Here is a 14,420-nt window from a genome sequence, read left to right as displayed (position 1 = left end):
AGGATTTGGACTATTTAACACATTACTTCGGCGTACCAGCTCGTCAGAGGTCCTTAAGGAATAATTATGGCTGATATACGGATTACAGGCAGAATGGTCAACTTTACTCGGTTGACTCTGGATACAAATGATCATGATGCCATCCGCCAGCAATTATCAAATACACTCAGTGAAGGTGCTTATCAGGGCACACTAGTGATTATTGATAGTACAGTTGAGCAGGAACTTATTGCTCTAATTCAGCTCTTGATTAGTCTCGGTTTACAACCGATGGCAGTTATTGATGGGGTTTTAGGCGATGAAGCTCGTGCCATCCAGTTTCCAGTGCTTCCTGCCGATCAGCCTTTACAGCGCATCAAGCCGTCTCGCGAAGAAGTAACTCTTGTTGAGGAAACAAAACCTGCTCCGTCAAACTCTGAAACAAAAACAGCACCAACAAAAACAGCGATTGCGCACAAGACCTCTTACCATGATGAAATTTTGCGTACAGGACAAAGTCTGGTACAAGATCATGGTGACATTATTTTAAATGCAAGTATGAATAGTGGTTCCGAAGTCATTGCATCGGGAAATATTCATATTTATGGCAATGTTCGTGGTAGAGTCATCGCAGGCGCAGGAGGAAATCAAACTGCACGTATTTTTTGTCACTGCTTAGAAGCTGAACTGGTATCTATTGCAGGAACTTATTGTGTAGCGGATGATATTCCCAAAGATGTGCTCAAAAAAGCAGTACATATTTGTTTAAATGACAAGCAAGAACTTGTATTTCAGGCTCTGGAATTTTAAGGTATAAATTAAACACCAATAAAAGCCCGTTTTAAGGGTGTATGACCATAACAGGAGTGGATTCGGTGGCCAAAATTGTTGTCGTAACATCAGGCAAAGGTGGTGTAGGTAAAACTACAACGAGTGCATCTTTTGCAACAGGTTTAGCCCTACGTGGTCATAAAACTGTTGTGATTGATTTTGACGTAGGTTTACGTAACCTCGATTTGATCATGGGGTGTGAGCGTCGTGTCGTGTATGACTTTGTCAATGTCATTAACAACGAAGCCCGTTTACAACAAGCCCTTATCCGCGATAAAGATATTGAAAATTTATATATTCTTCCAGCGTCACAAACACGTGATAAAGATGCTTTAAGTGATGAAGGTGTCGCACGCGTTATTGATGAACTATCACAGGAATTTGATTATATTATTTGTGATTCACCAGCGGGTATTGAACGTGGTGCGATTTTAGCCATGTATCATGCGGATGAAGCAATTATTGTCACCAACCCTGAAATTTCATCTGTTCGTGACTCAGATCGTATTATTGGCATGCTCGATAGCAAAACCAAAAAAGTAGAACAAAACGAAGGACGTATACGTAAGCATTTATGTATTACCCGTTTTAATCCAGAACGTGCCGATCGTCAGGAAATGTTAACCATTGATGACATTGCCAAAGATATTTTACGCGTACCGACTTTGGGCGTTATCCCTGAATGTCCAAGCGTTTTACAGGCATCGAACGAAGGTAAACCTGTGATTCTCTATAGCGAGACCAAAGCAGGTCAGGCGTATGACGACCTTGTAGCACGTTTCCTCGGAGAAGAACGTCCTTATCGACACATTACATCTCAACCTAAGGGTTGGTTGGCACGTTTATTTGGAGCGTAGATATGGCAGGATTCTGGAGTAAACTCTTTAGTGGTGAAGACAAACCATCAAGCGCCCAAACAGCCAAAGATCGCTTAAAAGTCATTGTAGCTTCTGAGCAAGGGTTGGGCCGTCGTTTAAGTCAAGATAAAATTGACCAAATGAAAAAAGAAATCATGCAAGTGGTCAATCGCTACGTGCGCGGTGTCGATGAAGGTCATATTCAAATGCAGGTGCGTTCGGAAGCCAACATTGAAATGCTGGAAATGAATATCAACTTACCTGAAGAGCGATAAGCGATTTTATTGATATTTTATCTATAAAATTCTTATTAGCGATTTTATTCAAATAAGGGCAAAATGTATCGCAAACATTTTGCCCTAATTGTTTAAGTCATTTAAGACTGAGGAGATTTTAATGGCATTATCACAGCCAGCAACTTTCAATGAAGAATGGTCAGACGAGCGTGTTTTTGCCTATCTTAATCAACTTCCACCAGAAGGTGTAAATGCAGACTTTCACGTGCTATACCATGCCTTCAAACACATGCGTCCAAATGACTACGAACGTTTATTAACCCAGTTTGTTGCAGATGGTCGTGATATCAATGCTACTAGTCCTCAAGGTCAACGTATTCATGATGTGATTGCTGAATTTCCACGTCAGCGTGAACCATTCTTAGAGGTTTTAGCAAAATTTGCTTAAACTTCAATCCAATAAAAAACCTGCATGAAGCAGGTTTTTTATTTTCCGATAGTTTAACGATGACTAATCAGATAAACACCAAATGCTGTGAAGATACCGCCAGAAATGCCATCAATCCATTTTGCAACATTTTGATAGGCAGATTTAAAACTCGGTAAAGAAAATACAAACACTACAAATAAAAACCAGATTAAAGTTTCTACTGCAATAATAATAAACAGCAATGAATGTACATGATCTAATGCAGGATTGGCTAAAAATAAGGAAAATACACTACCAAAATAAATCACAGCTTTAGGATTAGATAAGTTGGTCAACAATCCTTTTAGAAAAAATCTTGTATCAGTTTTAGGTAAATCAATTGAGATATTATTACTTTGGGTTTTTTGTTTGGAAAACGCAGAACGTAACATCTGAAAACCCAGCCAACACAAATAAAGCCCACCACCGACCAATAAGATTTGCTTCAACCACGCCATTTTTTCAAAAATGATATTTAGCCCCATCAATGCCAACATCGCCCAGAACATGACGCCAACAGTAATACCTAAAACCACAAAGACGGCTTCACGGCGTGAGCGACTAATTGCAGTTTGTGAAACTAGAAAAAAATCAGGGCCAGGAGTAATTAATGCACAAAACTGAATAAATATTAATGTGACTAAGGCAACGAACATTACTCCCCCTAATTAAACGCATTTAGAGTTTAAATTTAACATTTTTTTGCATATTTCCCCAGCCATTTTTATGCCTATTCGGCCAACAAAAGTTTATTATTTTCTAATCAAACTGGCGATATTGTTAAAGCAGATAGATCAACTCCCTTTGATTTAAAACGCCCTCATTCAATTTTAGAATGTTAGTTTTTTTAATATCAGCCCATTGTTATAGCGAGAACAAAAATGAATAAAGATCACCAACCCAACCCGAATGAAGATATTGAAACGATAGATCAGGAACAAATCAAAGACTTACCTATTTTTAAAAAATCTGTTCTTGAATATAAAGGTTTGGTGACATCTGAAGAATCTAGTTCTGCTGCTTTGCCCGAAAGTTATCCTTATCGGACACGTATGTCACGCAAAACCTATGAGGCTGAAAAAAAATTACTCCAGATTGAATTGCTGAAAGTTCAATCCTGGGTGAAGGATACGGGACAGCGTATTGTTTGTTTATTTGAAGGACGGGATGCAGCAGGTAAAGGCGGTACGATTAAACGCTTTACTGAACATTTAAATCCACGTGGTGCAAGAGTAGTTGCACTTGAAAAGCCCAGCATTCAGGAAAGTGGTCAATGGTATTTTCAGCGTTATATTGAACATCTTCCAACCAAAGGTGAAATGGTATTTTTTGACCGCTCATGGTACAACCGCGCAGGTGTAGAGCGTGTAATGGGCTTTTGTGAGCCACAGGAATATTTACAGTTTATGCGCCAAACACCGGAACTTGAGCGCATGTTAGTCAATAGCGGGATTCATTTATTTAAGTTCTGGTTCTCAGTCAGTCGTGAAGAACAATTACGTCGTTTTATTTCGCGTCGTGATGATCCTTTAAAGCATTGGAAACTCTCACCTATTGATATTCAGTCTCTGGATCGCTGGGATGATTATACAGAAGCCAAAAATCAAATGTTCTTTCATACCCATACAGGCGATGCACCCTGGACCATTATTAAGTCAGACGATAAAAAACGCGCCCGTTTAAACTGTATTCGATATTTCTTATCGCGACTAGATTATCCCAATAAAGATGTTAAGGTAACTAACCGTGTCGATGATAAAATTGTTCTCATTCCAAATCCTCAGTTTAAACAAGTGATGGATATGGACTCTGATTAGAATATAAAATATTTTGATTTATTTTCAATAAAAAACACCGTAAATTCCCTTAATCTACGGTGTTGATTTATTAAGTCCTTAAACTAAAATTTCACGTTTACCATTGGCACCCATTGCACTCACGATTCCATTTTCTTCCATCTGATCAATAATTCGTGCTGCACGGTTATAGCCCAAGCTAAATTTGCGTTGTAGTGAAGAAGTTGAGGCTTTACGCGTCTCTAAAACAAAGGCAACACATTGATCATAAAGCATGTCACGATCAGCGCCACCTTCTCCGCCGTCTTCAAAACCACGTGATGTAGGTTCTTCATCGTATGGCGTTAGGATTTCATCGACATAATCTGGATCACCGCGCTCACGCCAAGCATCACAAATTCGGTTAACTTCATCATCACTGATAAATGCCCCATGCACACGTTCTGGTTCAATTTTACCAGGCCCAAGAAATAGCATATCGCCATGACCAAGTAAGTCTTCTGCTCCACCTGCATCTAAAATCGTACGTGAGTCAATTTTAGAGTTGACACGCAACGCAACGCGGGTCGGAATATTTGCTTTAATCAAACCTGTAATCACGTCAACAGAAGGACGTTGAGTCGCAAGGAGCAAGTGAATACCCGCGGCACGTGACTTTTGTGCCAGACGAGTAATCATTTCTTCAGCTTTTTTACCCACTTGCATAATCATATCAGCAAACTCATCGGCAACAATGACAATAGAAGGTAAAGGTTGCAAACGTGGCGCGCGCTCTTGCGTTGCAGAGTCACTTGGTTTCCATGTCGGATCGATTAGATCCTCACCATTGGCCAACGCTTCTTCGACTTTGCGATTATAATCCGCAAGTTTACGAATCTTTAAGAACGACATAAGCTTATAGCGACGTTCCATTTCATTAACACACCAATTCAAAGCACTGACCGCATCTTTCATGTCGGTCACAACTGGCGTAAGCAAATGTGGAATATCGTTATAGTTTGCCAGTTCAAGCTGTTTTGGATCGATCAAAATCAGACGTAATTGATCAGGCGTGTATTTTAGTAACATCGACAGAATCATTGAGTTGACTGCCACAGATTTACCAGAACCAGTTGTGCCTGCAACTAACATATGTGGTGCTTTACCCAGATCAGTAATCACAGGATTTCCTGAAATGTCTTTACCCATTGCCATGGAAAGTAAACCAGCTGGATCCTTGAAAATAGGCGTTTCTAACAACTCAATCAAACGTACCATTTCACGGGAGCTATTAGGTACTTCAATCCCAATATAAGGTTTACCCGGAATCACTTCAACCACACGCACTGATGCCATCGACATGGAACGCGCCAGATCGCGGGAAATATTAGTGACTTTAGACGCTTTAACACCCGGTGCTAAATCCAGTTCAAAACGAGTCACAACAGGCCCCGGTTGAGCTTCGATAACTTTAGCTTTGACATTGAATTCCTGAAGTTTGATTTCGAGTAATTCAGACAATCGTGTCAGTTGCTCGGCAGTAAAGTTCACTTTCTTGTTCGGGTCAACTTTGTCCAACAACTCAAATCCCGGTAAGGTCGACAAGTCTCTGCGTTTTTGTGCAACCTGCATCGAACGTGACATTGGTCGACCAGAAGCATCCATTAAAGGCGCATCGAAATCAAATTCATCATTTTCATCTTCATCAGGCTTGCCAGCAGTTTCCTGCCAAGCTTCAATAAATTCTTCTTTAGATAGTTTATGATTTAAATCCGTTTGAATTGTAGCTTTAACAAATGGCGTTGACTGCGCATAACTACTACTTGTTAGCTGGGACTTTGATTGTTCATCCTCAACCAGTAAATCTGTAAGATCGTCCAGTTCCTCTGCATACTGCATATTTTTAGGTTGAGATGAGCTTACAGAAGCCTGCTGAATAGTCTGTTCTACCTGCTCAATCAAGCCATCAGCATCATTTTGTACGTGTGTGACAGGCACTGGATGATCTAGAAATGGAGTGTGAATATCCGCAACTTTATTATTCGGTACAGCCGCCAATAATTCATCAAAAATTTCATCGTCATTCCAATCCAGAGACGATTTTTTTTGAGCCTGATTAGAATAATCCGTTATTTCAGGGTCAGTCTGTGCAACCTGCTGTAAATGATCATAAGGTGAATGCTGTAATTCTTGCTCATCATCCGCTGCCCGTAACAAGGCATCAATTTCCTGCTTATGATTCAAATCATCGGATTGTAAGGCACGCCAGACCTCCCCAGTTGCAACTAAGCGCTGACTATCTTTTTGTAGTTGATGTGCTTTTTGAATGGTTTTCTCAAATTCCTCAGGATCTTCATCATCCAGGAACTGTTGACTCGCTGCCTGTTCTTTGGCCAAGACATCATCAAATAACCGTTCTGCGGCTGCATCACTCACATATCCATTTGCTTTTAAGGTCGGGGAAGTATTAGGTTGTACCTGAGGTTCTACTGCAAATTCACCACGAGACGAGAGATTTGAGCTTACCGTTGCTTTGCTTGCTTGTGTAGCCACAACTTTTTTAGGTTGATCAGTCAGATCAAAATCAGACTCATTTGGAGATACATTTTTATAAAATAGATCCTGTAAATAGGCAGGTGTGGCTTTTAATGTAGCCCACGTTTTATTCCATTGAATACCAAAAGCAAGTGTGATTAAGATCACCCAAAACACTAATAAAAATAAAGTTGCCCCATAAATCGTCAATAAATGACGCAGGCTTTCCCCAATCTCATAACCAATAATACCGCCCGAGGCATTGTCTAGAGTGTCAGCGGGCAGATTCCAATGCAAATACAATAGTGTCGAGGTCGCTAGAATAATAAAGAACTGAGCGGCATAACGAAAAGGACGATTTAGAAAACTGCGTGGCCACCAAACCTGTATAGCTTCTATGAACAGAAAAAGTGGAATCAGTAAACTGGCCCAGCCTAAAAAGCCAAAGAGCAAATCCGCAATCCACGCCCCTGCCACTCCACTTGCATTAGACACTTGTTGGGTATCACTTGAAATATGCATCCAGCCAGGATCAAACGGCGTATATGTCACTGTTGCCAGAAACATATAGATCCCAAAAGAAACCAAAAATAATGTGATTAATAAGCGCTGTGCATAAACACTTGACACCGCAGTCATATACTGTCCTGTAACCCAGTTATAGATTGATCTTGTTATGTCGCAGCTTCAAAAAAGCCGCTGCGAATAAAAGTTATATTATGCACCTGTTCTTACAAAAAAGATGCATGATTGTTTACGCTTGTTGTTAATCTTGTGTCAGGGGCAATTGACCTGATTACACAACATTAAAGGATTTTTTTAAATTGTCTACAATTGACTCTTTTATCTATATAGCTCAATTCGATTTAGATGATCAATATTATCGACATCAAATCAGCCCCTTTCTGATCGACTTTCACGTATAATTTTCTCAATTTTAGTATAAATAAGGAAGCTTAGATGAGCGCTCGTCACTCTCGGTTAATTATTTTGGGTTCTGGTCCTGCGGGCTACAGTGCCGCGGTCTATGCCGCTCGCGCCAATTTAAAACCTGTTTTAATTGCAGGTTTACAATTAGGCGGCCAGTTGACAACCACGACCGAGGTGGATAACTGGCCAGGTGATCCAGAAGGCCTGACAGGCCCTGCTTTAATGGAACGTATGCAAGCTCATGCAGAACGTTTTGGGACAGAAATTCTGTATGACCATATCAATGAAGTTGATCTTAAAACTCGTCCTTTCGTATTAAAAGGTGATATGGGTGAATACACTTGTGATGCGCTAATCATTGCAACAGGTGCCACTGCCCAATATTTAGGTTTGGAATCAGAAGCTGCATTTATGGGTCAAGGGGTAAGCGCATGTGCAACCTGTGATGGTTTTTTCTATAAAAATCAAAAAGTCATGGTAGTTGGTGGTGGTAATACTGCAGTTGAAGAAGCTTTATATTTATCCAACATTGCATCGCATGTAACACTCGTGCATCGTCGCGATAGTTTGCGTTCTGAGAAAATTTTGCAGGATCACTTATTTGCCAAAGAAAAAGAAGGCAAAATCAGTATTGTATGGAACCATCAAGTTGATGAAGTACTGGGTGATAACACAGGCGTCACTTCTGTTCGCTTAAAATCAACCCGAGATGAATCGACTCAAACTATCGATGTACAAGGCTTATTTGTGGCTATTGGTCATAAACCAAATACGGATATGTTTGAAGGCCAACTTGAATTACGTGACGGTTATATTCAAGTACAAAGTGGAACCAAGGGAAATGCCACTGCAACATCTGTAGCAGGCGTTTTTGCTGCGGGTGATGTAGCTGATAATATCTATCGTCAAGCGATCACGTCTGCGGGTTCAGGTTGTATGGCAGCGCTAGATGCAGATTTCTACTTAGATAGTCTCTAAACGCCATTTTTTGTGTAAGCTACAAAAAACCACCAAAAAGGTGGTTTTTTTATGTAAGGACACGTTATAACTATCATACTCCGCTATTTTTTATAAGAATATTTTTAATTTAACAGGAAGCTTTATGACTATAACCTGGACCAATGGCTATCAAACAGAAGTTAATTATACCTATGGTTATTACCGTGATCTAAGTCCAAATTACCAACGTTTTTGCCTCTTACTAAATGGCGTTGATTGTCCAAGTTCGAGTGAAACACACCAACATTGTGAACTTGGGTTTGGCCAAGGTGTCAGTATTAATATTCATGCAGCCTCTAATGAGGGAACTTTTTGGGGAACAGATTTTAATCCAGCCCATGCCGCGCATGCTAATCAAGTCGCTGAACATAGCCAAAGTGAACATTATTTTTATGATGATAGTTTTGAAGAACTTCTTAACAGACCCAATTTACCCATGTTCGATTCGATTAGCTTACATGGAATCTGGAGCTGGATTAGCTATGAAAATCAGCTCATTATTTTAAAATTTATACGCAAATATTTAAAACCGAGTGGGATTGTTTATATCAGTTATAACTGTGTTACAGGCTGGGCAGCGAATATGCCCATTCGTGAGTTATTCCATAGTCATTTTAAATTTAACAGTAAAAGTACCAATCCGATTCAGAAAGTTAAAGATGCATTAGATTTTAGTGAATCTTTGCTCTCTCAAGATCCATTATTTGTAAAACGTCATCCGCATGCCCTGTCAAAAGTCGGTGAATTAAAAAACCAGAATCCCAACTATCTCATTCATGAATATTTAAATCAGGATTGGCAGTGCTTCTCATTTCAGCAAGTAGTGCGGTTACTTGAGGAAATTAAACTGACCTATGCAGGTTCAAGTGATTTAAATACTCATCTGGATAATATTAATTTTTCAGAGCAGCATCAGGACTTTTTAAATGCCATTGAACATCCAATTTTTAAAGAACAGTGTCGTGACTACTTTGCCAGTACCCAGTTTCGGCGTGATTTGTTTATACGGGGTAAAAATTCACTCACTACTTTACAAACACAAGAACGGTTAAGAAACACGGCCTTTATATTGCTCAGCGCACCTTCATTTTTACCTAAAGATATTACAGGTTATCTGGGTACATTTAATTTAATTGAAGATATCTATCAACCTATTAGCCAACATTTTTTTAAAAATGAATATCATCCACAAACGATTCGTGAACTTGAACAGGCTTTGCCTCAACTCAATTACGGTCAGATTTTAAATGCCCTTGTCATTTTATGTCATTTAGGTTTTGCTCAACCGTGTCAAAGTTCATTACCAAGTGAAAAAGTGGCTTCCCAATGTCAGCAACTTAATCATTACTTAATAGAGCAAGCCAGTTTTCATCAAAATTATCAGGCATTAATTAGTCCCTTGACTGGAATCGGGATTCCCACTGAACATTTCCATCAGTTGTTCTATCGCGCTCATTTTGTTGATGGATTAAATAATGCGGAAGAATTTGCACATTATGTTCAACAGGTTCTCAATCAATTAAACTGGTATGTGTTGGACGCAGATAAAAATACAATTAAAGATCAAGAGCAAAGTTTACAAATTATTCAAAAGAAAGCTTCAGATTTCCTTGCCGCGGATAAATTAAATATCGCTCGGCAACTCAGGCTATTTGCGTAAATGACCTGTTTTATCGATATAGATCGGCTAAAATAAGGCCGATCTTTTTTATGTTTCTCCCATCATGTTGCTTCCATCCATGTATCTTTTCCCAGATCCCATTGAGTCTGATCCCGAAGGTCAGGGTCTCATTTGTATTGGTGCAGATCTGGAGCCTTCCACGTTGTATGAAGCTTATACGCATGGTTTATTCCCATGGTTTAACGAAGGTGATCCCATTTGTTGGTGGTGCCCAGAACCACGCTGTGTGATCTATCCCGACCAGTTCAAACCCAGCAAGACATTGTTACGTAACATGAAAAAGTTTGATTATCGTATTACTGTTAATCATGCCTTTGAACGAGTGATGCGTTCATGTGCTCTCCCACGTAATTACACCAGTGAAACCTGGATTTCAGAAGACATTATACAAGGCTATGTGGAACTCTATCGTGAAGGTTATGGCTATAGTATTGAGGTTTGGGATGATCAGGAACTTATCGGTGGTTTATATGGCGTGAGTATTGGTCACGGTTGTTTTGGTGAGTCAATGTTCAGTCTTCGTACTGATGTTTCAAAAATGGCTTTCTATACATTAATGTTACTTGGAAAAGAAAACCGATTGCCTTGGGTGGACTGTCAATTGGTCAATGATCACTTAATTAATCTGGGTGCCTGTACACTTTCTCGGCAAGACTATTTAAAATCGTTACAAGATGTAATTATCCGCCCCCCTATCGATTGGAAAAGTTATCAAGAGCGTGTATTTTCAAGTAAAACGGTTGCCGAAAATGCAAAGTTAATTGAATGATAATAATTGAGGGACCAATAATATGAAATCTTATCATCCCAAGTCCCTGCTCAATGATTTGCAGTATTATATTACGCCGCCACATGACTGTAGTTATCTGGAAAATAAATCTGCAAGAATGGTCTTTTTAGATCCGATTCATCGTATTGATGTGGTGACTCTATCTGAACTTTCTCGCGTTGGGTTTCGGCGCAGTGGTGATTTTGTATATCGCCCTGAATGCCATTTATGTCGTCAATGTTTATCCTGTCGTGTTCCTGCATATGACTTTCAAATGAATAGTATTCAAAAAAAGGCATGGAAACGTAATCAGGATTTACAAATGCGAATCACACCAACGAATCAAGCAGTAAAATTACATTATGATTTGTATGAACGTTATATTAATGAGCGGCATGCAGATGGTGACATGTATCCACCTAGTCTGGATCAATTTGAAAAATTTCTGGTGCATAGCTGTACAGAAAGTTTCTTTATGGAACTCTGGAAAGGTGATCAACTGATTTGTGTATCAACTTGCGACAAAATGGATGATGGTTTATCTGCGGTATATACATTTTTTGACCCAGATGAGAGTCGCCGCTCCCTAGGTGTATTTGCAATTTTAAAACAACTTGAGTACGTTAAAACCTTGAATCTTGATTATCTGTATTTAGGTTATTGGGTTCCTCATTCACAAAAAATGAATTATAAATCGCAATATATTCCACTTGAGCTGTTACTTGATGGACAATGGCGTAGACTGAATCGCGCATTAAGCGCAGAAGAGATTCAGCGATTGGGTAATTCGTTAATGACCACCCTTCCTTCTGAATGGAATCATTTAATCGTTAAGTAAATATCAATTTTGCAACTTGTCTCCATAACGGATTAGCTTTATTCAAAGTTCTTATTATTTAAATAAAGCCATGAAATCGTCACTACAACTTTTCACCATAATAATGGCGTGTTCACGTGAACCATCAAGATTAGGATAATAATTTGGTCTTAAATCAATCTGATGAAAACCAATTTTTTCATACAATTTAATTGCGCCCAGATTACTTTCACGAACTTCTAAAAATATCTGTACAGGATTATTTTCAAGTAACCGCAAGGATTCTTCCAAAAGCTGATAACCCAAGCCTTGACCCTGATAATCTGGATGAATTGCCATTAATAACAGATTAGCCTCGTCTAACACGGGTTGCAAAATACAAAACCCTAAAATTTGATCTTGCTGCTCGATCACGGTACTTTGATAAGCCTCGACTGATTCCAAAAATTGCTGTGCTGTCCACGGATGCGTTTGTACTTGCTTTTCAATTTGCGCAACAGCTTGGACATCTTTTTGTTGCATGGAACGGATCATTTTATTTGGCATGTCTGAACTATGGACGACTAAAAAGAGGTCTGATCTTATAGAATCCTGAGTCATAAAAAAAGGGCAATTTAATTGCCCTTTGCATAACTAGCAAACTTTATAAGCCCAATTTAGCTTTCCAGTTTTTTAATAACTCAACAGTATCTAAATCATTTGGATGAAAACCTGGCTTAAAGTAAACCAACATTTCTTTGGCCATCCCTGAAATAATTCCTTTAGATGGGCTATAGGCATATTGGTAAATCATAGACAATTCTTTCAGATTGAATTTATTATCTTCACGTAGAAGGCGTAGCACAAAAGAAGATTGTGTTAAAAAAATCAGTCCCATTGCGACAACTAATGCAGTATTACGTAAAGCATAAGCCTTTAAACCACGACCAAAAATCCCCTCATAAACATCATAAGCTACTGCTTTATGTTCATTTTCTTCAATCGCATGCCACAACCACATATATTTCATGGTTTCATCTGTCATAAGTTCCTGAATATGCGTATTACGTAATAACTCAGAAGCAATCGTAGCAGTAAAATGTTCTAACGCTGTCGTCGCTGTCAGATCCACCATTTCTTGTGTCATACCAAAAGGTTTTACCACTTTAGCAAAGATTTTACGGCCAGTCTGAATGACAAAACCAGTCTGCCTTTCCAACCTGTTGACATCATGACCATATTTCTGTGCAGAAGCATTAAAACCTACGTGCTCTTGGGTGTGCATAGCTTCCTGCCCAATAAATGCACTAATTTCTTTCTGTAAAGCTTCATTGTCTTTAATCGCAGGATGATAACGAACCGCACGAACTGAATCGATAAATAGTTTTTCACCATCTGGAAATAAGGCAGATAATGCCGTCATAAAATGGGTTAATCCTGCCGAACCATTCATCCAATATTCAGGCACATTATCAAAATCAAAGTTCATACGACGGACTGGAAAACTTGCACCAGCACGATTTGAAATATTTACCTTAGCGTTCATGCTAATTACTCCTAAATGGCGATAGAGCCATCAACATTTATTGTTTGTTTTCTTGATTCTTATCATACTCAATTAATGAAAAGGCTTAAGTGCAGATAAGGACACAGAATTATCAGTTGGGGTCATGACGACAAAAAATGTTGCGAATATTTTTATTCAAATTAAAAAAGTTAAATACCCAAAGGTCATTGCATAGAAATAAGAGAATATATAAATTCAGACATAAAAAAACGCCCCTAACGGAGCGTTCTTTTACTATAAAGTGATTATGCAGTTACTTTCGCAACAACACCAGCACCTACAGTACGACCACCTTCACGGATCGCAAAACGTAGACCTGGGTCCATTGCAATCGGGTGAATCAATTCTACTGACATTTCTACGTTGTCACCTGGCATTACCATTTCAACGCCTTCTTTCAACTGGATTGCACCAGTTACGTCAGTCGTACGGAAATAGAACTGTGGACGGTAACCATTTAGGAATGGAGTATGACGACCACCTTCTTCTTTAGAAAGTACGTACACTTCTGCATCGAATTTAGTGTGTGGCTTGATCGCACCTGGTTTAGTCAATACTTGACCACGTTGTACGTCTTCACGCTTAGTACCACGTAACAATACACCACAGTTCTCGCCAGCACGACCTTCGTCTAGAAGCTTACGGAACATTTCAACGCCAGTTACCGTTGTTTTAACTGTATCTTTGATACCAACGATTTCTACTTCTTCGCCTACTTTAACGATACCAGATTCTACACGGCCTGTTACTACTGTACCACGACCAGAAATAGAGAATACGTCTTCGATTGGCATCAAGAATGCTTTGTCAATTGCACGTTCTGGCTCTGGAATATAAGAGTCAAGAGCAGCAACAAGATCAAGAACTGATTTCTCGCCATATTCGCCAGCATCGCCTTCCAACGCTTTAAGCGCAGAACCACGAATTACTGGAGTGTCATCACCTGGGAAGTCATAAGTAGAAAGAAGTTCACGAACTTCCATTTCTACCAACTCA

The 14,420-nt window shown here is 39.3% G+C and carries 14 protein-coding genes; 9 read left to right on the top strand and 5 right to left on the bottom strand.

The genetic code is table 11. From position 1 onward, the window contains the following. Nucleotides 1–66: 66 nt before the first annotated feature. The 4 genes from minC to IAE20_RS10435 all read left to right on the top strand — a co-directional run bounded on the left by minC (nt 67) and on the right by IAE20_RS10435 (nt 2,351). Entirely contained in the window at nt 67–789 is a 723-nt protein-coding gene (gene minC / locus IAE20_RS10450) for a septum site-determining protein MinC (RefSeq protein WP_200460784.1), read from the top strand. A 65-nt stretch (nt 790–854) separates the two neighbouring features. Continuing rightward, nucleotides 855–1,667 (top strand): septum site-determining protein MinD, encoded by an 813-nt coding sequence (gene minD, locus IAE20_RS10445; RefSeq protein WP_200460785.1) that lies wholly within the window; start codon nt 855–857, stop codon nt 1,665–1,667. Between the two features lie 2 nt (nt 1,668–1,669). Then, entirely contained in the window at nt 1,670–1,942 is a 273-nt protein-coding gene (minE, locus tag IAE20_RS10440; protein ID WP_120370064.1) for a cell division topological specificity factor MinE, read from the top strand. Nucleotides 1,943–2,063: 121 nt separating this feature from the next. Continuing rightward, nucleotides 2,064–2,351, top strand: coding sequence for a PA4642 family protein (locus IAE20_RS10435; RefSeq protein WP_200460786.1), 288 nt, complete (start codon nt 2,064–2,066; stop codon nt 2,349–2,351). Nucleotides 2,352–2,404: 53 nt separating this feature from the next. Here IAE20_RS10435 and rhtC read toward each other — a convergent pair whose 3' ends face one another. Next, nucleotides 2,405–3,028: a threonine export protein RhtC gene (gene rhtC, locus IAE20_RS10430; protein ID WP_200482762.1), complete on the bottom strand. Its 624-nt coding sequence runs from the start codon at nt 3,026–3,028 to the stop codon at nt 2,405–2,407. A 225-nt stretch (nt 3,029–3,253) separates the two neighbouring features. Between rhtC and ppk2 the strand changes: the two genes are divergently transcribed. Further along, on the top strand, nt 3,254–4,189 hold the full coding sequence (gene ppk2 / locus IAE20_RS10425; protein ID WP_200482763.1) for a polyphosphate kinase 2: 936 nt from the start codon (nt 3,254–3,256) through the stop codon (nt 4,187–4,189). A gap of 78 nt (nt 4,190–4,267) precedes the next feature. Here ppk2 and IAE20_RS10420 read toward each other — a convergent pair whose 3' ends face one another. Next, nucleotides 4,268–7,321 carry a DNA translocase FtsK gene (locus IAE20_RS10420; protein WP_200482764.1) on the bottom strand — a complete coding sequence of 1,018 codons (3,054 nt, stop codon included), beginning with the start codon at nt 7,319–7,321 and terminating at the stop codon, nt 4,268–4,270. 321 nt (nt 7,322–7,642) lie between these two features. Here IAE20_RS10420 and trxB point away from each other — a divergent pair, with 321 nt between their 5' ends. The 4 genes from trxB (at nt 7,643) to IAE20_RS10400 (ending at nt 11,899) form a co-directional block, all read left to right on the top strand. Beyond that, nucleotides 7,643–8,590, top strand: a complete 948-nt coding sequence (gene trxB, locus IAE20_RS10415) for a thioredoxin-disulfide reductase (protein WP_200460789.1) — start codon at nt 7,643–7,645, stop codon at nt 8,588–8,590. Between the two features lie 124 nt (nt 8,591–8,714). Then, nucleotides 8,715–10,271 (top strand): class I SAM-dependent methyltransferase, encoded by a 1,557-nt coding sequence (locus tag IAE20_RS10410; RefSeq protein ID WP_200482765.1) that lies wholly within the window; start codon nt 8,715–8,717, stop codon nt 10,269–10,271. A gap of 61 nt (nt 10,272–10,332) precedes the next feature. Beyond that, nucleotides 10,333–11,061: a leucyl/phenylalanyl-tRNA--protein transferase gene (gene aat / locus IAE20_RS10405; protein WP_200482773.1), complete on the top strand. Its 729-nt coding sequence runs from the start codon at nt 10,333–10,335 to the stop codon at nt 11,059–11,061. 22 nt (nt 11,062–11,083) lie between these two features. Continuing rightward, nucleotides 11,084–11,899: an arginyltransferase gene (locus tag IAE20_RS10400; RefSeq protein WP_200482766.1), complete on the top strand. Its 816-nt coding sequence runs from the start codon at nt 11,084–11,086 to the stop codon at nt 11,897–11,899. 54 nt (nt 11,900–11,953) lie between these two features. Here the strand turns inward: IAE20_RS10400 and rimI are convergent, their stop codons facing one another. From rimI to IAE20_RS10385, 3 genes are all read right to left on the bottom strand, one after another. After that, nucleotides 11,954–12,412 carry a ribosomal protein S18-alanine N-acetyltransferase gene (rimI, locus tag IAE20_RS10395; protein WP_200482774.1) on the bottom strand — a complete coding sequence of 153 codons (459 nt, stop codon included), beginning with the start codon at nt 12,410–12,412 and terminating at the stop codon, nt 11,954–11,956. Nucleotides 12,413–12,521: 109 nt separating this feature from the next. After that, complete coding sequence (locus IAE20_RS10390) at nt 12,522–13,403, bottom strand: metal-dependent hydrolase (protein ID WP_200482767.1); 882 nt, start codon at nt 13,401–13,403, stop codon at nt 12,522–12,524. Between the two features lie 266 nt (nt 13,404–13,669). Further along, nucleotides 13,670–14,420: elongation factor Tu (locus tag IAE20_RS10385; RefSeq protein WP_227611132.1), on the bottom strand; the 751-nt coding region annotated here is incomplete at its 5' end.

It is taken from the genome of Acinetobacter sp. S54, from assembly GCF_016624945.1.
GTDB lineage: Bacteria > Pseudomonadota > Gammaproteobacteria > Pseudomonadales > Moraxellaceae > Acinetobacter.
Note: the sequence above shows the minus strand (reverse complement) of the source record. Positions and strands in the feature narration are given on the sequence as shown.